We start from the raw sequence: 19865 nt of genomic DNA, 5'->3' as shown, positions 1-19865 counted from the left end.
TCCCGGCGCGTCAGTCGTCGAGGCTTCTCGTCGCTTGTTCCAATACGTCCTTCGATAGCCCCGGCGTTGCGACGATCCGCTCCAGTTCGGCGCGCATCGATTGGGCGCGGTGCTCGTCGACGCGGCGCCAGCGGCCGAGCGGGGGGAGCAGCCGGGCGGCGGTCTGCGGGTTCAATTTGTCGAGCGCGATCACCTGATCGGCGAGGAAGCGATAGCCGCGCCCCGAGGGATGGTGGAACGCGCGCTGGTTGACCGCGAACGCCCCGACCAGCGCGCGCGCGCGATTGGGGTTGGCGAGCGTGAAATCGGGGTGATGCGCCAGTTCCTCGACCATCTGGGCGGTATCGTCGCGGGTCGAGAGCGCCTGGGTCGAGAACCATTTGTCGAGCACCAGCGCGTTGTCCGAATAGCGGTTGTAGAAGATGTCGAGCGCGGCGATGCGCGCATCAGAGGTGCCGCCCGCGAGAGTGGTCAGCGCGGCTTGCCGATCGGTCATGTTGTCGGTGCCTTCGAACTGCGCGAAGGCAAGCGCGGCGCCGCCCTGCGGATCGGCGGCGGCGATATAATCGAGCGCGACGTTGCGCAGCCGGCGACAGCCCTTGGCGGCGGGGGTGTATTCGTAGTGCCCGGCGGCGTTGTCGGCATAAGCGGCGCGCCAGAGCGGTTCGAGCGCGATGCCTAGATCGCGGCGGAGCGCGGCGCGCGCGCGGAAGATCGCCTCGGGGTCCACCACCGCGAGTTGATCGCCGATAAAACTCTCCGACGGCAGCAACACCGCCTCGCCGATAAAGGCGGGCTCGAGCGTGGCGTCTTCGAGAATATGGCGGACGGCCTCGACAGCCGCCGCATGATCGGCGCGACCGTGCGTCACCGCGGCGACGAGCGTGTCGAGCATGAGCTGCTGCATCGCCTCGTAGCGGGCGAACGGATCGTCGTCGTGCGCCGACAGCAAGGCGAGATCGGCGGCGGCGCGCGCTGATTCGACGATGACGGGGGCCGAAAAGCTGCGATTAATCGACAGGACGGGGCGTTCGGCGAGCCCGTCGAACGCGATCTCCTTCGTGGGGGAATCGAGCAGCACGAGCCGTTCGTCGGTGAGCGGCCGCCCGGTGTCGGCGCCGAACAACCGCAGCTTCAACGGCAGGACCATCGCCTGCTTGGCCGGCTGGCCGGGGGTCGCGGGGACGTGCTGCGCCAGCGTGAGCATCGCGCGCCCGCCGGGTTGACCGGCAAGCCCGGCGACGACCCGCGGGGTGCCCGCCTGGCTGTACCAGAGGCGGAACTGCGTTAGGTCGACGCCGCCGGCTTCCTCCATGCAATCGACGAAATCGTCGCAGGTCGCCGCGGTGCCGTCGAACCGGTCGAAATAGAGGTCGGTCGCGGCGCGAAACGCCTCGGGGCCGAGGATCGTCGCCATCATGCGGATGACTTCGGCGCCCTTATTGTAGATCGTCGCGGTGTAGAAATTGGCGATCTCAAGATACGAATCGGGGCGGATCGGGTGCGCGAGCGGCCCCGCATCCTCGGGGAATTGTGCCGCGCGCAGCACGCGGACGTCCTCGATCCGTTTGACCGCCGCCGAGCCCTGATCGGCCGAAAAGCTCTGGTCGCGATAGACGGTGAAACCTTCCTTCAACGAAAGCTGGAACCAGTCGCGGCAGGTGACGCGATCGCCCGACCAATTGTGGAAATATTCGTGCGCGACGACGCCCGCGATCGCGTCGTAATCCTGGTCGGTGGCGGTGTCGGGATCGGCCAGGATATAGCGCGAGTTGAAGATGTTGAGGCCCTTGTTCTCCATCGCGCCGAAATTGAAATCGTCGACCGCGACGATGTTGAACATGCCGAGATCGTATTCGCGGCCATAGACGGCCTCGTCCCACGCCATCGCGGCCTGGAGCGCGTCGAGCGCGTGGCCGGTCTTGGGCAGATCGCGTTCGCGCACCCAGATCGCCAGCGCGACCTCACGGCCGGAGATGGTGGTGAAGCTGGCGCGGTTGGCGGCGAGATCGCCCGCGACCAGCGCGAACAGATACGACGGCTTGGGGAAGGGATCGTGCCATTCGGCCCAGTGCCGGCCATCCTCCAGATCACCCGAAGCAATAGGATCGCCGTTGGCGAGCAGCACCGGATAGCGCGCCTTGTCCGCCGTTATCCGCACCGTGTAGCGTGCGAGCACGTCGGGGCGATCGGGGAAATAGGTGATACGGCGGAAACCCTCGGCCTCGCATTGCGTGCACAGCAGCCCGCCCGACGCATAGAGCCCCATCAACTGCGTGTTGCGCTCGGGGGCGATCACGACCTCGGTTTCGATCGTGTGGGCGCTGCCATCGAGCGGGACCACGAGCGTTTCGCCTTCGAGCCGCCAGTCGTTGATCGCGACGCCGTCGACCGTCACTGATAACGGCACCTGCCCCGCGCCGTCGAGCCGGAGCGGGCGATCGTGCGCATCCGCGCGGATCACCGACAGCGTGGCGCGGACGCGCGTTTCGGCCGGATCGAGATCGATATCGAGCGCGAGTTCGGGGACGTGCCAATCGGGCGGCTGGTACGCCTCGCGACGCGTGACGGCGGGCAAGGCGGGCGTGTTCTGGGCGTCGAGCATCATGGTTACCTACATGGTGACGGCCGCCGGGCGCCATCCCTTTTGGTGGGGCGTTGTGCTCCCGCACAGGCGGGACACCCGGGGTCGCGGGTGCGGCACCTGACGCTCTGGACCCCGTCTGCGCGGGGGAACATGGTTCAAACTGGCAGCGACCGGCATTAATGACCTGGAACATGTCCCGTCTTCTCATCTTCGGCCTCGGCTATACTGCCACGCACCTCGCGGCCCGGCTGCGCGACGAGGGTTGGCAAGTGGTGGGGACGACGCGCGACGGTCGCGGCGAGACGATCGCGTTCGACGACGAGCCCCGGGTACGCGCCGAGATCGCGGCGGCGACGCATCTGCTCTCGTCGGTGCCGCCCGCCGACGGCGGCGATCCGGTGCTCGCGCGCTACGGCGCGACGTTGCGCGAGCATCGTGGCTGGATCGGCTATCTGTCGTCGACGGGGGTGTATGGCGATGTCGGCGGGGCGTGGGTGGATGAGAGCGCGGCCGTCGGCACCGGCCGCCGCGGTGCACGGGCCGAGGCGGATGCGGCGTGGCTGGCGCTGGGTGCGCGCGTGTTCCGGTTGCCGGGGATCTACGGCCCCGGCCGGTCGGCGCTCGATCGGGTGCGCGCGGGCACGGCGCATCGGGTGGCAGCGCCGGGGCAGGTGTTCAGCCGCGTCCATGTCGATGATATCGCGAGCGGCGTAATTGCAGCGTTCGATGGCCCAGGGGGCGCGTACAATCTTGCCGACGACACGCCCGCGCCGCAAAACGAGGTGGTCGCGTTCGCCGCGCGATTGCTCGACATGGCACCGCCCGAGTCGATTCCGCTCGATCGGCTGTCGCCGGCGGCGCGCGGTTTCTATACCGAGAACCGCCGGGTCGCGACCGGCAAGGCCAAGCGCGTGCTGGGCTGGGCGCCCACCTTCGCCGATTACCGCGCCGGCCTGCGCGCTCTCAACGCGACGACTAGCCCGATCAGCGTCAGCAGCCCGCCGCCGAGCGCGAGTGGGGTCCAGCGATAGCCCTCGAACGCGGTCGAGAACAGCATCGCGATCACCGGAATGAGGACGCTCGAATAGGCGGCCTTGACTGGGCCGATCACCCGGATGATCCCGAAATAGAGCTTGAACGCGAACGCGGTGGCAAGCACGCCGAGATAGAGGATGCCCGCGATATAGCCGATCCGCAGTTCGACCACCGGCGGCCCCGCCGTGGTCCACGCCAGCGCGCCGTCGATCGCCGCGCCGATCAGCATCGCCACCGCAAGCATCGCCACCATCGGATAGGCGCGCGCGGTCTGGGTCGCTTGCAGGATGTTGGCGATCGAGGCGCCGAGCAGCGCCACCATCGTGCAGCCGATCCCGATCAGCGCCTCGTTGAAGCCGCTTGGGTCGATGCGGGCTTCGTGGACGAACAGCAGCGCGACGCCCGCGATCGCGATCCCCGATCCGGCCAGCAACTGGCGCCCCAGCCGCTGGCCCAGAAACGCCCGGCCCAGAATGGCGTTGGGGACGATCAGCAGCGCGAACAGCACCGCGACCAGGCCGGAGGTGATATGTTCCTCGGCACGGTAGACGAAATTATAGTTGATGCAGAACTGGCTGATCGCCAGCGCGATCGCGAAGCCCCAGCCGCGCGCGTCGAAATCGAACCGCTCGCCGCGGATCAGCGCCCAGACCAGCATCGTCAGCCCGGCGGCGACGAAGCGATAGGTGACGGACCAGCTTGCGGGGACGACCGCGAGCTGATCGGCGATCACGATCCACGTCGCACCCCACAGCAGGGTGACGATGCCGAACGGAATCAGGATCGCGAGCCGGGTCGATTGCGGGCGCGCCGGTGCGGCGGGGGTGGGGGCGGGCGGCACCGGGTCGCGATCGCTTCGATCGAGGCGGAACACTGATTTTCCTTTGCTTGGCCCAAAACGGAGCGCGGCGCACCGGTCGGGAGGATGGGATGTAGGGTGCCGCAACGCTTTCGCGAACCACCCCTCTCCTTATGAGGTCACAAGCTGGGGTGATGGACCAAGCGCGGCGATCGCCTGCGCCAGTGGGCGGATCGCGGCTTCCGTCTGGTCCCACGACACCACCAGCCGCACCTCGCCTGGCGCCCAATCGTAGAAATCGAACCCTAGCGCGCGCAGGCCGGCGGCTTCGGCGGGGCTCATCCGCAGGAACACTTCGTTGGCCTCGACCGGATAGACGAGGCGATCGGGCGCGGCGGCGGCGAGCAGCGCCGCCCCGGCATTGGCGGCGGCGGCGTTGGCGCGCCAGACGTCGCCGTCGAGCATCGCGAGGATTTGGGCGGCGAGATAGCGGCCCTTCGACAGCAGCAGCCCCGCGCGCTTGCGGCGATAGAGCGTCGCCTCGGCCAGCGCGGTATCGAAGAAGATCAGCGCCTCGGCCGACATGCCGCCGTTCTTGACGAAACCGAACGACAAGGCGGCGACGCCGCTGCGCCAGGTGACGTCGGCGGGCGCACAGCCGAGATGCGCGATCGCATTGGCGAAGCGCGCGCCGTCCATGTGCAGCCCGAGCCCGCGCTCGCTGCACAGCGTGCCGATCGCCGCGACCTCGGCCGGGGTATAGGCCAGGCCGTATTCGGTCGCGTTGGTGATCGACACCGCGTGCGGCTGCACCTGATGGACGTCGTCGCGCACGCCATCGAGCGCGGCGGCGATCGATTCGGGAGTCAGCTTGGCGCCGGGGCCGTCGGCGAGCCGCAGCTTGGCGCCGTGGGTGTAGAATTCGGGCGCGCCGCATTCGTCGTTCTCGATATGCGCGTCGCGGTGGCAGATAACGCTGCCGTGCGGTGGACAGAGCGCGGCGAGCGCGAGGCAGTTCGCCGCGGTGCCGCTGGGCACCCACAGGGCGCGGACCTCGGTTTCGAACAGCGCCGAAAAACGATCGTCGAGCTGCGCGCTCCAGCGGTCGCCGTCATAGGCGGTGTCGAGCGTGTTGGCTTCGGCCATCGCGGCGAGCACCGGCGGACAGACGGCGGCGGCGTTGTCGGAGAAGAAGCGCATGGCGAGCGGATGTGCGGCGGACGCACGCGGGCGTCAACTATTCGCCAGTCGTCATGCCAGCGAAAGCTGGCATCTCTCGCGGCAAGAGACCCCAGCTTTGGTTGGGGTGACGGCGATTTACGGCCGATCCTCGGGCGCGGGCGCCTCCTCGGGCCGCCGTGCGCGATCGCGCGCCGGCGATGCGGGCGGCTCCACGGGCGCGAGCTCCAACCGGCCGTCGCCACCGATCGAGAGATTAAGCCCGACATCGCCGATCTGGCCCTGGATCTGGGCGCTGGGCGGCACGAGATCGATCGTCGCGTCGATCAAATTGCCGACCGGATCGTCCTCCTCGGCGAGGACCGGTTCGGGCGGTGGCGCGGGACGGCCGACACCGAGCGCGTCGCCCATGAAATCGCGCCAGATGCCTGCCGGCACCCCGCCACCGTGCAGCCCGGGGTTGGGCGAATTGTCGTCATTGCCCACCCACACACCGGTGACGAGCCCATTGGCGAAGCCCACAAACCAGGCGTCGCGATTGTCCTGCGTGGTGCCCGTCTTGCCGAACGTGTCGACGGCGAGCTGCGCGTTGCGGCTGGTACCGCGATCGACCGAGGCTTGGAGCAGCGTCAGCATTTGGCGCCGAGTCTTTTCGGGCAACGCGCTCTGGCCGCCGGTGAGCCGTTCGATCCAGCCTTTCGCCCGCGTATCGGCGATGCCGTGCGCCTCGACCGGATAGGCGCCCGCGGCGATCGCGGCAAACGCCGAGGTGAGTTCGAGCACCGAGACATTGGCGGTGCCGAGTGCGATCGTGGCCTCGTTGGGGATCGGGGTCGAAATACCCAGATCGCGCGCCGCGCGGATCACGTTCCTGACGCCTACTTCCTGCGTCAACCGCGCGGCGGCGACGTTGGACGAGATCGCGAACGCGGTGCGCAGCGGAATGTCGCCGCGATATTTGCCGTTGTCGTTCTTGGGCGACCAGTCGGCGATCGTGATCGGTTCGTCGGCTACCAGCGTGTCGGGGGTCATGCCGTAGCGCAATGCCGCCAGATAGACGAACAGCTTGAAGGTCGACCCGGGCTGCCGGCGCGCCTGCGTCGCGCGGTTAAACGGGCTGTCGGCATAGGATTTGCCGCCCACCATCGCGACCACGCTGCCGTCGGGCTTCATCGCCACCAGCGCGACCTGCGCCCGCCGCAGCCCGGCGCGGCGCACCGCACGCTCGGCCGCCTTTTGCAGCCGCATGTCGAGCGTGGTCTTGACCGTCATCTCGTCGCGTACTTCGCCGGCACTGTCGCGCGCGGCGGGCAGCACCCAATCGGCGAAATAGGTGCCGTTGGGGAGTTCGCGCACCTTCTCGACATGGAGCACCGCGGGTTTGGCCGCGAGCGCCTCGGCATGGGTGATGAAGCCCGCGTCCTCCATCGCGCCGACCACCAGCTTCTGCCGGGCGCGCGCGCCTTTGAGGTTGCCGGTGGGGGCGAGCCGCGAAGGCGCCTTGACGAGACCGGCGAGCATCGCCGCCTGCGCGATCGTCAGATCCTTGGGATCGCGGCTGAAATAATGATGCGCCGCGGCGTCGAGCCCATAGACATTATCGCCGAAATAGATGTTGGAGAGATAGCGCGACAGGATCTCGTTCTTGGTCAGCCACGCCTCGAGCCAGAACGAGATCAGCGCTTCGCGCAGCTTTCGGCCGGCGTTGCGATCCGAATCGAGGAAAGCATTCTTGGCGAGCTGCTGGGTGATCGTGCTGCCGCCTTCGACCACGCTGCCGGCCATGAAGTTGTGGATCGCCGCGCGCGCGATGCCTTTCGGATCGATCCCCCAATGGCTGTAGAAGCGCCGGTCCTCGATCGCGAGAAACGCCTCGCTGACGTGCGGCGGCAGTTTTCCCGCATCGACGGCCTCGCCGATGATCGCCCCGCGCCGCGCGATCGGGGTGCCGTCCTCGGCGAGCAGCGTGACCGAGGGCGGGGTGGGCGACTCGAGCGACTTGGAAAGCGGCGCGGTGATCGCGAGCCACGCGATGATCAGCACCAGCAGGATGATGCCCACGCCCAGCCCGTGCATGATCCACCGCCCCCAGCGGAACCCGCGCGGGCGATCGGGCACCTCCCCGATCGGGATGCCGTCGTCGCCCAGCGGCCAGAAATCGGGATCGGCGGCATCGGGCGTGTCGAACCCGTCGTCGAGCGCGAGCATGTCGCCGGGGCGGCGGGAATAGGGTGGATAGGGATCGTCGCGCATCGTTTCGGGTCGGAAAGTCCCCACCATCAGGCGGATAGCTGTGTTACTCTAATATAACAGCGTTTGCAACGCACGGCATCGGCCCGGACGCGCGCCGTTTACACCATCCTTGCCGGCGCGCCCATCAAAATCGCCGGCCGGGGCAGGCGGGAGCCATTGAGGCGCGGCGCCGGGCGGGCTATCGCGGTGACCGTCGCTGCGCACCCGAAGGACCATGATGCCCGATCAGACCGCCACCGCCCGCCCGCTCGTCGTCGGCATCGGCGGGGTGATCGGCGGCAATTCCTCGACCGAGCGCGCGCTGGCGATCGCGCTCGACGCGGCGGCGCAGGAGGGGTTCCGCACGCGGATGTTCGGCGGCGAGGATATGGCGCGGCTGCCGCTCTACAATCCGCGTGCGACGGTGCGCACCGACGACGAGCGCGCGTTCGTCGATGCGGTTCGCGACGCCTCGGCGCTGATCATCGCCAGCCCGGGCTATCACGGCAGCATCTCGGGCGTGGTCAAGAATGCGCTCGATCTGCTCCAGGAAACCGCGCGTGACGAGCGTCCCTATCTCGCCGACATGCCGGTCGGGCTGATCACCACCGCGCACGGTTGGCAGGCGACGGGCAGCACGATCGCGGCGCTGCGCTCGATCGTTCATGCGCTGCGTGGCTGGCCGACGCCGTTCGCTGCCGCGATCAATGTGCGATCGACCAATTTCGACGACGATGGCGGGTGCAGCGATCCGGCGGTGCATGAGCAATTGTCGCTGATCGGCCGTCAGGTCGCGCGCTTCGCCCCGCTGGTGGGGGATCGCTGAACCCAGCGCAGAGGTTGGCGTGTGCGCGTCGAGGCGGTATGCCTCGGTGCTTCGAACACAAGAACGGGGTCGGTCATGGATAACGGAATCGGCACGCCCGAGGCGGTCGGCGTGATCACGGGCGCGCAATTGACGCTGATCGTGGTGCTCGTGCTGCTGGTCGCGTTCGGCATCTGGTGGGGCACCAGGCGGCGGCGCGTCGAAGCGGAAGCGCGCCAGCGCCGCGAGGCGGCATCGTCATCGCCAGCGGAGGAACAGGTCGCGCCGCCGGAACCGGTCATCGCGCCGCGCCAGCTCGCCAACGACGAGCCGATCCCCGCCAGCGCCCCGCTGGAGGCCAATCCCGCCGCGCAGGCTGCCGACGAGCAGATCGCGCCGGCGCCGCTTCCCGAGCCGTCGCCTGCCCCCGCCCCTGCCCCTGCCGCCGAACCGGCGCCGCCTGCCGACGGCATCGCCGATGCGCCGGTGACGATCATCAAGGGGCTTGGCCCCAAGGTCGCGGCGCGGCTTGCCGAAAACGGCGTCACGCGAGTGGAGCAACTGGCCGCGCTGTCAGAAGCCGAGGCGGCGGCGCTCGATGCGAAGCTGGGCAATTTTTCGGGGAGAATGGCGCGCGACCGCTGGCTCGATCAGGCGCGTCTGCTCGCGGCGGGCGACCGCGCCGGGTTCGAGGCGACGTTCGGCAAACTCGGCTGAGGTCGCATTCCTGCGAAAGCAGGAATCCGGGGCAACGGGTCGTATCGCTCATGATTCTGGGTTCGTGCTTCCGCAGGAGCACGGGCTGCCTCAGTCCTCGCGCTCGCTCGCTTTCCTCTGTTCCTCTTCCGCGGCGAGATCGAACGCGATTCGATCGATCCGGCGTAGCATCGCTTCGAAACGCTCGACCTCCTCGGGCTCAAAATGCGCGAAAATGTGGCGTTCGATGTCGAGCGCCTTGGGCGCCGTCGTCGCGTGGAGCGTGCGGCCCGCCTCGGTCAGCACCAGATGGTGCGAGCGGCGGTCTTCCTGATGCGCAAGCCGTTCGAGGAGCCCGCGGCTGACGAGCGCGATCGCGGCGCGGCTTACCGTCACCTTGTCCATTCGCGTGCGCTGGCCGATCTCGCCCTGCGTGATCCCCCCGGTTTCCGCGATCACCGCGACGAGCCGCCATTCGGGGATCGTGAGTCCGAACAGCGCGCCATAGGTGCGCGCGATCAGGTCGCTCACCAGATTCGAGGTGAACGACATCCGATAGGGCAGGAAATGATCGAGGACGAGCGCCCGGCTGCCGCCTTTTAGAGACATGGGACGACTCGTAACGGTTGACACCATTTTGGCAATCGGGGACAATTAGTATCAATCGATACCAAATTGTCCGAGAGAGGTTTCATGACCGATCAAGCCAACCCGTTGGGCCTCGACGGCTTCGAATTCTGCGAATTCACCTCGCCCGATCCCGATACGCTTGCGCGTCAGTTCGAGGCGCTGGGCTTCGTGGTGAGTCACAAACATCCCGCCAAGGATGTGGTGCGCTACAAGCAGGGCCGCATCACGCTGTTGCTCAACCGTGAGACAGCAGGGCAGGCCGCCGATTTCCGCAGCCTGCACGGCCCCTCGGCGAGCAGCATGGCGTTCCGCGTCGCCAATCCTGGGGCGGCTTATGATCACGCGATCAAGGAAGGCGCTACGCCGGTCGACGCCGGTCGCGGAATCCTCGGCGATGATGCGTGCGCGATCGAGGGGATCGGCGGCTCGTACCTCTATCTCGTGCAGGCGGGTGCCGATCTTTATGCCGATTGGGAGGAAGTTCCCGGCTGGCGGGAGGCGGAGGCCGAGAACAATGTCGGGCTCGAATTGCTCGATCATCTCACGCACAACGTTCGGCGCGGCGAAATGCGCACCTGGTCGAGCTTCTACGCCAAGCTGTTCGGCTTCGAGGAGCAGAAATATTTCGACATCAAGGGCAAGGCGACGGGGCTGTTCAGCCAGGCGATGATCGCCCCCGACGGCGCGATCCGCATTCCCCTGAACGAAAGCCAGGACGAGAATTCGCAGATCGAGGAATTCATCCGCGATTATAAGGGCGAGGGCATCCAGCACCTCGCGCTCACCACCGCCAACATCTACGAGACGGTCGAAAAGCTGCGCGCGCGGGGCGTGAAGCTGCAGGACACGATCGAGACTTATTACGAGTTGGTCGACAAGCGCGTGCCCGGGCACGGCGAGGATCTCGAACGGCTGCGCAAGAACCGTATCCTGATCGACGGCAATGTCGGCGACGAGGGCATTTTGCTCCAGATTTTCACCGAGAATATGATCGGACCGATCTTCTTCGAGATCATCCAGCGCAAGGGGAACGAAGGTTTCGGCAACGGCAATTTCCAGGCGTTGTTCGAATCGATCGAACTGGACCAGATCCGGCGCGGGGTGGTTGCGGTGGACGCGTAACCGCGTGGACAAATTACCATTCCCTCCGTCATGCCGGACTTGATCCGACATCCCGCTTTTTCTTCTATTGCCGTGAGAAGGCAGCGGGACCCCGGATCAAGTCCGGGGTGATGTGGGTATTGCAAACGACACCTGCGCCTAGGGAGCAGACGATGAGCGACTATATCCCAGGTTTCGGCAACCACGTCTCAACCGAGGCGATGGCGGGCGCGTTGCCGGTGGGGCAGAACGCGCCGCAGCGGCCGGCGTTCGGGCTCTATACCGAGCAGCTTTCTGGCACCGCCTTCACCGCGCCGCGCCATGAGAACCGGCGTTCGTGGCTTTACCGGATGCGCCCGACCGCCGACCATCCACCCTATACGCGCTATGAGTGGGCCAAGCGTTTTGCCCCGGGCACGGTCGATCAGCCGCTCGCGCCGAACCGGCTGCGCTGGGATCCGTTGCCGCTGCCGCAAGCGCCGGTCGATCTGATCGACGGCATGACGACGATGATGGCGAACCGCGAGCCCGCCAGCCTCGAAGGCGTCGCGCTCCACATCTATGCCGCCACCAAGGATATGCATGGTCGCGTCTTCGTCGATGCCGACGGCGAATTGCTGTTCATTCCCGAACAGGGGCGGCTGGAACTCTTCACCGAACTCGGCCGGATCGAGGTGTCGCCCGGCCAGATCGCGCTGGTGCCGCGCGGCGTGCGCTTCCGGGCGCTGCTGCCGGATGGAAGCGCGCGGGGCTATGTCGCGGAGAATCACGGCAGCCTGTTCCGGCTCCCCGATCTGGGGCCGATCGGCGCCAATGGCCTTGCCAATCCGCGCGATTTCGAAACGCCGGTTGCGTGGTTCGAGGATCGCGACGACCCTTGCGAGGTCGTGCAGAAATTCCTCGGATCGCTTTGGACGACGACGCTCGATCATTCGCCGCTCGATGTCGTTGCCTGGCACGGCAACCTGACGCCGTGGCGCTACGATCTCGATCGCTTCAACACGATCAATACGGTGAGCTTCGACCATCCCGATCCGTCGATCTTCACGCTTCTCACCTCGCCGAGCACCGTGCCGGGGCGCGCCAACGCCGATGTCGTGATTTTCCCGCCGCGCTGGATGGTGGCCGAGCATAGTTTCCGGCCGCCGTGGTTCCATCGCAACGTGATGTCCGAGGCGATGGGGCTGATCCGCGGCGCCTATGACGCCAAGGCCGAAGGCTTCGCGCCGGGCGGGCTGTCGCTCCACAATATGATGTCGGGCCACGGCCCCGATGTCGCGAGCTGGAAGGCCGCGAGCGAGGCGGATCTTGCGCCCCACAAGATCGAGGGCACGATGGCGTTCATGGTCGAAAGCTGCTGGCCTTACACGCCGACTGCCTACGCGCTCGATCGCGCCCAGCCCGATTACGATGCAGCCTGGGCCGATTTCCCGAAGGCCAGGCTGCCGGGGTGAACGGCTGACCTTCGATCGTCACGGCAATGGGGACAGCGAGGCAACCGCCTTCCGTTCGCCCTGAGCTTGTCGAAGGGCCGTTCTTTCTTTTTTACGGCGTCGCAAGAAGGGCGGTGCTTCGACAGGCTCAGCACGAACGGCGTGAGGCAGGCGCAACATCGCAATGGCGATCGAGCGCCGTCACCCCTTCCGGTCGAACTCGCGCCAGCCGATGTCGCGGCGGCAGAAGCCGTCGGGGAAGGTGATCCTGTCGACCGCGGCATAAGCGGCGTCGCGCGCTTCTTTCAAGGTGCCGCCGGTCGCGGTGACCGAGAGGACGCGGCCGCCCGAGGCGACGAGCTTGCCGTCCTGTTCCGCCGTGCCCGCGTGAAAGACGCGCGCGCCACTTGCCTCGGCGGTGTCAATTCCGGCGATCGTGCCGCCCTTCTTCGGGGTGCCGGGATAGCCTTCGGCGGCGATCACCACCGTCATCGCATTCCTGCCTGAGAAGCGCGGTGCGGCGTGATCGGCTAGCCGGCCCTCGGCCGCCGCGAGCATCAGATCGAGCAGATCGTCGTCGAGCCGCATCATCAGCACCTGGCATTCGGGATCACCGAAGCGAACATTGTATTCGATCAGCTTGGGCCCGTCCGCCGTCAGCATCAGCCCGGCATAGAGCATGCCGGTGAACGGGCAGCCCTGGCGTGCCATCCCGGCGAGCGTCGGACGCACGATCTCCTCGATGGCGCGCGCCTCCAGCTCGGGGGTGAGCACCGGCGCGGGGCTGTACGCGCCCATGCCGCCGGTATTGGGGCCGGTATCGCCCTCGCCGACGCGCTTATGGTCCTGCGCCGAGCCGAACGGCATCACGCTGGTGCCGTCGGTGAGGATGAACAGGCTGGCTTCCTCGCCCTCGAGGAATTCCTCGATCACAGCCTCGCCGCCCGCGCGGCCGGCGGCGATCAGCGCATCGATCGCGGCCTCGGCTTCCTCGCGCGTCTCGGCGATCGTCACGCCCTTGCCCGCGGCGAGGCCATCGGCCTTGATCACCACCGGCAGCGCGAAATCGTCGAGCGCGGCGCGCGCGCCGTCACGCGAATAGACGCGTTCGAACCGCGCGGTGGGGATGCCTTCACGCGCGCACAGTTCCTTGGTGAAGCCCTTCGATCCTTCGAGCCGCGCGGCCTCACGCCCAGGGCCGAATACCGGAATCCCCATCGTGCGGATATTGTCGGCAAGGCCGTCGACCAGCGGCGCCTCGGGGCCGATCACGACGAGTCCAATCGAATGACGCAGGCAGAAATCGATCACCCCGCGATGATCCGCGGGATCGATCGGCGCCAGTTCCGCGTGCTGTGCTATTCCCGGATTGCCGGGTGCGGCATAGAGCTTGTCGAGCCCCGGCGATTGCGCCAGCCGCCAGGCAAGCGCATGTTCGCGGCCGCCGGCGCCGAGCAACAGGACATTCATGAGCGATTTTCCCCGAGACGAAGCTTCTTCCCGGCTCGTAGCCGACGAGCGCCCCGGCGACAACGCCGCGCCGATGAGCGTGGGCGCGCTGTCGGGCGCGCTCAAACGGTTGGTCGAGGGCGAATTCAGCCATGTCCGCCTGCGCGGCGAGATTTCGGGCTACAAGCGCGCGGCCTCGGGTCATGCCTATCTCAGCCTCAAGGATGAGAGCGCGGTGATCGACGGGGTGATGTGGAAGGGGCAGGCCGCGCGGCTCGCCTTCGCGCCCCAGGACGGCATCGAGGTGATCGCGACCGGCCGGGTCACCACCTATCCCGGCCGCTCTAAATACCAGATCGTCATCGAGGCGATGGAGCTGGCGGGCGAAGGCGCGCTGATGGCGCTGTTCGAGAAACTGAAGGCGCAGCTCGACGCCGAAGGACTGTTCGCCAAATCGCGCGCGCGCCGGCCGTTGCCCTTCCTGCCCAGGGTGATCGGCGTCGTCACCTCACCCACCGGGGCGGTGATCCGCGACATCCTCCACCGGCTCGAGGATCGCTGTCCGACCCACGTCGTGCTGTGGCCGGTGCAGGTGCAGGGGCCGGGCGCGGCGGCGCAGATTGCCGGCGCGATCCGCGGGTTCGATGCGCTGGAGGCGGGCGGGGCGGTGCCGCGCCCCGATCTGCTCATCGTCGGGCGCGGCGGCGGCTCGATCGAGGATCTGTGGGCGTTCAACGAGGAAGCCGTGGTGCGCGCGATTGCGGCGTGCAGCATCCCGATCATCTCGGCGGTGGGGCACGAAACCGACACCGGGCTGTCGGATTACGCCGCCGACCTGCGCGCGCCCACCCCGACGGCGGCCGCGGAGCTTGCGGTGCCGGTACGCGCCGATCTGGCGGCAACGCTCACCACCTTGGGGCTGCGCGCCGAACGCTGCGCGCGTCGCTATGCCGAGCGCGGGCGCGAGCGGCTGGGCGCGCTGGTGCGGCTGCTGCCCAAACGCGACGCGTTGCTCGGGCCGCAGCGTCAGCGGCTCGACGACGCGACCGGCAGGCTGGCGCGCGGGCTCGAACACCGGCTGACGCGCGCGCGCGGCCAGCTCGATCGCACCACCGGCGCGCTGCGGCCGGCGATGCTCGACCAGCGGCTGGCGAGCGCGCGGGACCGGCTCGACCGTACGGGACGGTTGCTCGAATCGCTCGATCCCGATGCCCCGCTCAAGCGCGGCTATGCGCGCGTGTCGGCACGCCTGAACGATGCCGTCGTCGGCTCGGCCGCGGCGGCGCGTACGGCGGGCGCCGTGACGTTGCACTTCGCCGACGGCACGGTCGACGCTCGGGTTGAGCGCGGCGGCGCCAAATCCTATGCTGGCAAAAAGCCCGACCAACCGTCGTTGTTATGACGTTGCGGGCGCTTCCAAGCCAAGGATTGTCTATGCTGATGTCGAACACCGCCCGCGCCGCCCGGCTCCACTATATGGCCAACGGCTTCCGTGTGCTGAGCCCGGGCGATCATGTCGTCTGTGCGGTGTCCGGTGCGGCGATCCCGCTCGACGACCTGCGGTACTGGAGCGTCGCCAAACAGGAACCCTACGCCAGCGCCGAGATCGCCACCCAGGCCGCCATCGCAGCATGAGCCGCGCGTATTGGCGGGGTGGAGCGGGGCTGGTCGGGATGGTCGCGCTCGCGACGCTGGCGAGCTGCGTCGGCCCGCCCGACAATCGGCCGCCCGCACCAATGCCGACCCCCGTGCCGCAACCCGTGCCCAGCCCGACGCCCGCACCGCTGCCGCCGGCGACCTTCGATCTTGCCGGCGAGATCGAACAGGGCGGGGCGGTGATCGGCACGGCACCCGCCGGCACCGTCGGCCTCCGCTTCGACGGCGCGGCGATCCCGATCGCAGCCGACGGCCGGTTCCTGATCGCCTTCGATCGCGATCACGGCCCCAATGCTCTGCTCGAAGCGACGCTTGCCGACGGCCGCCGCGTCACCAGAAGCCTCGCCGTCGCGCCGCGCGGCTGGGACATTTCGCGGCTCGGCAGCCTGCCCAAATATCCCGTGCCCAGCGCCACCTTCCAGCGGCTGCGCCCGCCCGAACTCGCGCAGATCAAGGCCGCGCGCGCGACCGATCATGACAGCGACGGCTGGCGCCAGCGCTTCATCTGGCCGGCAACGGGGCGCATTTCGACCAATTTCGGGTCGCAGCGCATCTACAAGGGCGGTGAGAAGGGCGCGTACCATTCGGGCACCGACGTCGCGGTGCCCACTGGCACGCTCGTGGTCGCGCCCGCCGACGGCGTCGTCATCCTCGCGGCAGACCACCCCTTCACGCTCGAAGGCAATCTGCTGATGATCGATCACGGCATGGGCCTCAACAGCGCGTTCCTGCATCTGTCCGAGATCGACGTGAAGGTCGGCGATCGCGTTCGCCAGGGCCAGGCGATCGCGCGCTCGGGCGCCAGCGGTCGCGCAACCGGGCCGCATCTCCACTGGGGTCTCAAATGGCGCGACGCGCGGATCGATCCGCGGCTGATGGCGGGGCCGATGCCGGGGCGCTGAGCGTATTTGACCGGCGGCCGACGGGCGTGCCTCGCCCGGCGCGCTGCCGGTGATGATTAAGTTCCAACCGCTGCGCCGAATCGGTTTTAATACAAGATATTACGCTTCCGAAACCGTATTAGTGTTGCATACCGGTGACACTCGTAAAGCGAACTGAAAACGGGGTCGCGACGCCGTATTTACACGCGAGGCGGGCAAGCGCAGTCCACGCGCAACGTGCCGCCTCGCTGGTCAACGGTGGGGCAACCTGGGGGTGCACGAAAACACTTTGATGACAGGGAGACCCCCAGTGCTTCGCTTTACCCGCCATCGCGCGTCGTTCCTTTATTGTGGCGTCGCGCCGATCGGGCTGGTGCTCGCTTCGCTCGCGAGCCCGGCTTCCGCCCAGGACACTCAAACCGCTACCCCGCCCGCTGCCGATACGAGCGCGCAGGATACCGAGGAAGCGCCGGTCCAGGACATCGTTGTCACCGGCTCGATCCTCAAGACCGATACGGCGACCCCCTCGCCCGTCACCACCATCACGGTCGAGAATCTCGATCAGCGTGGCATCAGCACGACGCAGGATGCGATCCAGTCGCTGTCGGCGAACAACGGCCCGGCGCTGACCAATTCGTTCTCGGCCAACGGCGCGTTCGCCGGCGGTGCCTCGGCGGTATCGCTGCGCGGCCTCAGCACCAACTCGACGCTGGTGTTGTTCGATGGCATGCGCGCGGCATATTATCCGTTGGCCGATGACGGCACGCGCAACTTCGTCGACCTCAACACGATCCCCGACGACATCATCGATCAGGTTCAGGTGGTGCGCGACGGCGCCTCGTCGACCTACGGTGCGGATGCGATCGCGGGCGTGGTCAACATCATCACCAAGCGCCAGTTCAAGGGGCTCACCGGCCGCGTCGAGGGCGGCATTTCGGAGCGCGGCGACGCCAGCCAGTATCGCCTCAGCCTCACCGGCGGCGTCGGCGACATCGACGAGCAGGGCTACAACGCCTATCTCAGCGGCTTCTATTATCGCAGCGAGCAACTGTTCAATCGCCAGCGGCCGTATCCGTACAATTCGGATGATCTGCGCAACGTCTGTAACGACGGCACCTGCGGCCCCAACAACGTCATCGACGGGCTCGATGGCGATGGCAATTATCCTGGCTTCAGCGCCAACACGACCAATCTCGGCAGCACGCTCTATGTAGCGCCGTTCGATTCGGCGGCAGGGGTCGCGGCGGGCCGATACCAGATGCTCAATCCGGGGGTCGGGTGTCCGCGTGGGACAGCGTACGATCTGTCGGCCGGCGATCTCGCCGACAATCCGCTGGCACCGACCACCGTCTGTCAGGAAGACCTTACCCAGAATTACGGCGTGATTACCCCCGAGATCGAACGGTTCGGCTTTTCGGGCCGGGTCACCGCGAAGGTCGGCGACAGCAGCGAAGCCTATGGCGAGTTGAACTTCCTCCAGACCGAGGTTTCGTACGACGGCCTGCCGTCGACGATCCGCGGCAACGCGCCGGCGCCGTTCTACTTCCCGCGCTACAGCACCTCGTCGAACATCGCTTATTATGGCAACAACACGATCCTGCAGCTTCCGGTCTATGTCTGCCCGCGTGAGACGCAAGGCGCCTGCACCGCCGCCAACGGTACGATCAATCCCAACAACCCTTATGCCGATCAAGGCCAAACGGCGGCGGTCATCGGCCGCTTGCCCAACCTCACCGAGCATAACGAATCGCGCACCCGGGCCTATCGTTTTGCAGCGGGCATCAAGGGCGATCTGTCGGATCGGTGGAGCTACAATTTCAACGCCACCGCGATGCACATGGATTTGCGGCGTAAGAACACCGGCTATGTCTACATCCAGCATCTGCTCGATGTGGTCGCCGACGGCAGCTACAATTTCCTCGATCCTTCCGCGAACAGCCAGGACGTGCTCGATTATCTCGCGCCGACCGCGCAGGCGACCTCGACGTCGGATCTTGTCCAGGCCGAAGGCACGGTGACGGGTGACCTGTTCGAGCTGCCGGGCGGCCCGCTTCAGTTCGGCGCGGGCGTTTCGGTGCGCTACGAGGCGGTCGATTCGCCGAGCATCAATTCGGATATCAACGGCGGCACCGAGCGCTATTACCGCCTCAACGGCTTTGCCACCAAGGGCCATCGCACCGTCTATTCGGCGTTTGCCGAGCTGAACGCACCGATCCTCGACCCAGTCTCGGTCAACCTCTCGGGCCGCTACGATCGCTATTCGGGCGGGCTCGACAATTTCTCGCCGAAGGTCGGCGTCAAGTTCACGCCGATCCAGCAGGTCGTGCTGCGTGGCACCTATTCGCGCGGCTTCCGCGTGCCGAGCTTCGGCGAGGCCGATGCGACCTTCCCGACAACGGGCTATGTCACCGCGTCGCGCGGCATCTACCCCGATTCGTATCTCGCGCAATATGGCTGCACGAGCGAGCCCAACGATTACAACACCAACTGCCCGACCTACATCCGCAACGCGAGCTACGGGCTGACCACGCTCGGCAATCCCGACCTCAAGCCCGAGAAATCACGGAGCTGGACGGTCGGCGCCTTGATCGAGCCGATCCCCGGCGTGTCGTTCACCGCGGATTATTACAACATCAAGAAGACCGGCGCGATCAGCGCGCCGAACTTCGCGCCGGCGATCGCGGCCTATTACACCGGCCAGCCGATCCCCGACGGCTATACGGTGATCCCCGACGCGGCGGATACCGGCACGCCGGGCGCGCTGCCGCGGATCGCGTTCGTGCAGGCGGCCTTCATCAACGCCAATACGATCAAGTCCGAAGGCCTCGATTTCTCGGCCAGCGTCGATCTGCCGATCACCAACGGTTTCCGGATCAGCAGCCAGGCGGAGGCGAGCTACATCCTCAAGCTTTCGACCACCTTCCCCGACGGGACGGTCGAACGCTATGACGGGACGCTCGGCAACTTCAACCTGACCGCGGGCTCGGGCACGCCCAAATGGCGCGGCTACTGGTTGACGACGCTCGATTTTGACGACTTCCGGCTCAGCGGCACGGTCAATTACATGGGCGGCTATGATCTGTCGGCGATGGATCAGGGCGGGGCGTACAAGGATTGCGGCCTCAGCGACGGCAGCGTGCCGTGCCGTGTCGACGATTACGTGACCTTCGATCTCACCGCGCAGATCCCGGTCACCGACAAGTTCACCTTCTACACGACGGTGCTCAACGTGTTCGATGATCTGCCGCCGCTCGATCCGGTCACCTACGGCGCCCATCTCTACAATCCGGTTCAGGGAGGCACCGGAATCCTCGGCCGCTACATCAAGGCCGGCGCGAAGTTCAGCTTCTGAAACGGCTGCCCGGGGGCGCCGCCGAGGCCG

The 19865-nt window shown here is 67.1% G+C and carries 15 protein-coding genes; 9 read left to right on the top strand and 6 right to left on the bottom strand.

The features are described 5' to 3' along the window. Positions 1–10: 10 nt before the first annotated feature. Complete coding sequence (pepN, locus tag DFR49_RS10950; RefSeq protein ID WP_119036383.1) at positions 11–2605, bottom strand: aminopeptidase N; 2595 nt, start codon at positions 2603–2605, stop codon at positions 11–13. 173 nt (positions 2606–2778) lie between these two features. Here pepN and DFR49_RS10945 point away from each other — a divergent pair, with 173 nt between their 5' ends. After that, a complete protein-coding gene (locus DFR49_RS10945; protein ID WP_119036382.1) occupies positions 2779–3618 on the top strand; it encodes a Rossmann-fold NAD(P)-binding domain-containing protein in 840 nt (279 codons plus the stop codon). Here DFR49_RS10945 and DFR49_RS10940 read toward each other — a convergent pair. The 3 genes from DFR49_RS10940 to DFR49_RS10930 all read right to left on the bottom strand — a co-directional run bounded on the left by DFR49_RS10940 (position 3528) and on the right by DFR49_RS10930 (position 7853). Beyond that, entirely contained in the window at positions 3528–4463 is a 936-nt protein-coding gene (locus DFR49_RS10940; RefSeq protein WP_119036381.1) for a DMT family transporter, read from the bottom strand. The two genes, DFR49_RS10945 and DFR49_RS10940, sit on opposite strands and share 91 nt — an antisense overlap. Before the next feature lie 129 nt (positions 4464–4592). Beyond that, positions 4593–5621, bottom strand: a complete 1029-nt coding sequence (locus DFR49_RS10935; protein ID WP_119035768.1) for a threonine aldolase family protein — start codon at positions 5619–5621, stop codon at positions 4593–4595. 117 nt (positions 5622–5738) lie between these two features. Further along, positions 5739–7853, bottom strand: a complete 2115-nt coding sequence (locus tag DFR49_RS10930) for a transglycosylase domain-containing protein (RefSeq protein WP_119036380.1) — start codon at positions 7851–7853, stop codon at positions 5739–5741. Positions 7854–8070: 217 nt separating this feature from the next. Here DFR49_RS10930 and DFR49_RS10925 point away from each other — a divergent pair, with 217 nt between their 5' ends. Both DFR49_RS10925 and DFR49_RS10920 read left to right on the top strand, forming a co-directional pair. Continuing rightward, a complete protein-coding gene (locus DFR49_RS10925) occupies positions 8071–8658 on the top strand; it encodes an NADPH-dependent FMN reductase (RefSeq protein WP_119036379.1) in 588 nt (195 codons plus the stop codon). A gap of 75 nt (positions 8659–8733) precedes the next feature. Next, complete coding sequence (locus tag DFR49_RS10920; RefSeq protein WP_119035767.1) at positions 8734–9354, top strand: NADH-quinone oxidoreductase subunit E; 621 nt, start codon at positions 8734–8736, stop codon at positions 9352–9354. A 90-nt stretch (positions 9355–9444) separates the two neighbouring features. On the opposite strand, the gene DFR49_RS10915 is transcribed toward DFR49_RS10920, so the two are convergent. Continuing rightward, positions 9445–9942 (bottom strand): MarR family winged helix-turn-helix transcriptional regulator, encoded by a 498-nt coding sequence (locus tag DFR49_RS10915; RefSeq protein WP_119035766.1) that lies wholly within the window; start codon positions 9940–9942, stop codon positions 9445–9447. An 84-nt stretch (positions 9943–10026) separates the two neighbouring features. On the opposite strand from DFR49_RS10915, the gene hppD reads away from it, so the two are divergent. Both hppD and hmgA read left to right on the top strand, forming a co-directional pair. Further along, positions 10027–11085, top strand: coding sequence for a 4-hydroxyphenylpyruvate dioxygenase (hppD, locus tag DFR49_RS10910; RefSeq protein WP_119035765.1), 1059 nt, complete (start codon positions 10027–10029; stop codon positions 11083–11085). A gap of 152 nt (positions 11086–11237) precedes the next feature. Continuing rightward, the gene (gene hmgA / locus DFR49_RS10905) at positions 11238–12518 is read left to right on the top strand and encodes a homogentisate 1,2-dioxygenase (protein ID WP_119035764.1); all 1281 of its coding nucleotides are present in this window, start codon (positions 11238–11240) and stop codon (positions 12516–12518) included. Positions 12519–12698: 180 nt separating this feature from the next. Here hmgA and purD read toward each other — a convergent pair whose 3' ends face one another. After that, positions 12699–13967, bottom strand: coding sequence for a phosphoribosylamine--glycine ligase (gene purD / locus DFR49_RS10900; protein ID WP_119035763.1), 1269 nt, complete (start codon positions 13965–13967; stop codon positions 12699–12701). Here purD and xseA point away from each other — a divergent pair. The 4 genes from xseA to DFR49_RS10880 all read left to right on the top strand — a co-directional run bounded on the left by xseA (position 13966) and on the right by DFR49_RS10880 (position 19835). Beyond that, positions 13966–15348: an exodeoxyribonuclease VII large subunit gene (gene xseA, locus DFR49_RS10895; protein ID WP_119035762.1), complete on the top strand. Its 1383-nt coding sequence runs from the start codon at positions 13966–13968 to the stop codon at positions 15346–15348. The two genes, purD and xseA, sit on opposite strands and share 2 nt — an antisense overlap. 32 nt (positions 15349–15380) lie before the next feature. After that, on the top strand, positions 15381–15581 hold the full coding sequence (locus DFR49_RS10890) for a DUF2093 domain-containing protein (RefSeq protein ID WP_119035761.1): 201 nt from the start codon (positions 15381–15383) through the stop codon (positions 15579–15581). Further along, positions 15578–16504 carry a M23 family metallopeptidase gene (locus tag DFR49_RS10885; protein WP_119035760.1) on the top strand — a complete coding sequence of 309 codons (927 nt, stop codon included), beginning with the start codon at positions 15578–15580 and terminating at the stop codon, positions 16502–16504. The genes DFR49_RS10890 and DFR49_RS10885 overlap by 4 nt, the downstream gene beginning before the upstream one ends. Positions 16505–16775: 271 nt before the next feature. After that, positions 16776–19835, top strand: coding sequence for a TonB-dependent receptor domain-containing protein (locus DFR49_RS10880; protein ID WP_119036378.1), 3060 nt, complete (start codon positions 16776–16778; stop codon positions 19833–19835). Positions 19836–19865 lie beyond the last annotated feature (30 nt).

It is taken from the genome of Hephaestia caeni, assembly GCF_003550065.1.
In the GTDB taxonomy this organism is placed as follows: Bacteria; Pseudomonadota; Alphaproteobacteria; order Sphingomonadales; family Sphingomonadaceae; genus Sphingomonas; species Sphingomonas caeni_A.
The sequence above is the reverse complement of the archived record's forward strand: the minus strand, read 5'-3'. Positions and strand labels throughout refer to the sequence as shown.

Bases quoted from the DNA above. Each gene is read 5' to 3' on its own strand.
- pepN (WP_119036383.1), bottom strand. From the start codon at position 2,605: ATGCTCGACGCCCAGAACACGCCCGCCTTGCCCGCCGTCACGCGTCGC.
- DFR49_RS10945 (WP_119036382.1), top strand. From the start codon at position 2,779: ATGTCCCGTCTTCTCATCTTCGGCCTCGGCTATACTGCCACGCACCTC.
- DFR49_RS10935 (WP_119035768.1), bottom strand. From the start codon at position 5,621: ATGCGCTTCTTCTCCGACAACGCCGCCGCCGTCTGTCCGCCGGTGCTC.
- DFR49_RS10930 (WP_119036380.1), bottom strand. From the start codon at position 7,853: ATGCGCGACGATCCCTATCCACCCTATTCCCGCCGCCCCGGCGACATG.
- DFR49_RS10925 (WP_119036379.1), top strand. From the start codon at position 8,071: ATGCCCGATCAGACCGCCACCGCCCGCCCGCTCGTCGTCGGCATCGGC.
- DFR49_RS10920 (WP_119035767.1), top strand. From the start codon at position 8,734: ATGGATAACGGAATCGGCACGCCCGAGGCGGTCGGCGTGATCACGGGC.
- DFR49_RS10915 (WP_119035766.1), bottom strand. From the start codon at position 9,942: ATGTCTCTAAAAGGCGGCAGCCGGGCGCTCGTCCTCGATCATTTCCTG.
- hppD (WP_119035765.1), top strand. From the start codon at position 10,027: ATGACCGATCAAGCCAACCCGTTGGGCCTCGACGGCTTCGAATTCTGC.
- hmgA (WP_119035764.1), top strand. From the start codon at position 11,238: ATGAGCGACTATATCCCAGGTTTCGGCAACCACGTCTCAACCGAGGCG.
- xseA (WP_119035762.1), top strand. From the start codon at position 13,966: ATGAGCGATTTTCCCCGAGACGAAGCTTCTTCCCGGCTCGTAGCCGAC.
- purD (WP_119035763.1), bottom strand. From the start codon at position 13,967: ATGAATGTCCTGTTGCTCGGCGCCGGCGGCCGCGAACATGCGCTTGCC.
- DFR49_RS10890 (WP_119035761.1), top strand. From the start codon at position 15,381: ATGCTGATGTCGAACACCGCCCGCGCCGCCCGGCTCCACTATATGGCC.
- DFR49_RS10885 (WP_119035760.1), top strand. From the start codon at position 15,578: ATGAGCCGCGCGTATTGGCGGGGTGGAGCGGGGCTGGTCGGGATGGTC.
- DFR49_RS10880 (WP_119036378.1), top strand. From the start codon at position 16,776: ATGACAGGGAGACCCCCAGTGCTTCGCTTTACCCGCCATCGCGCGTCG.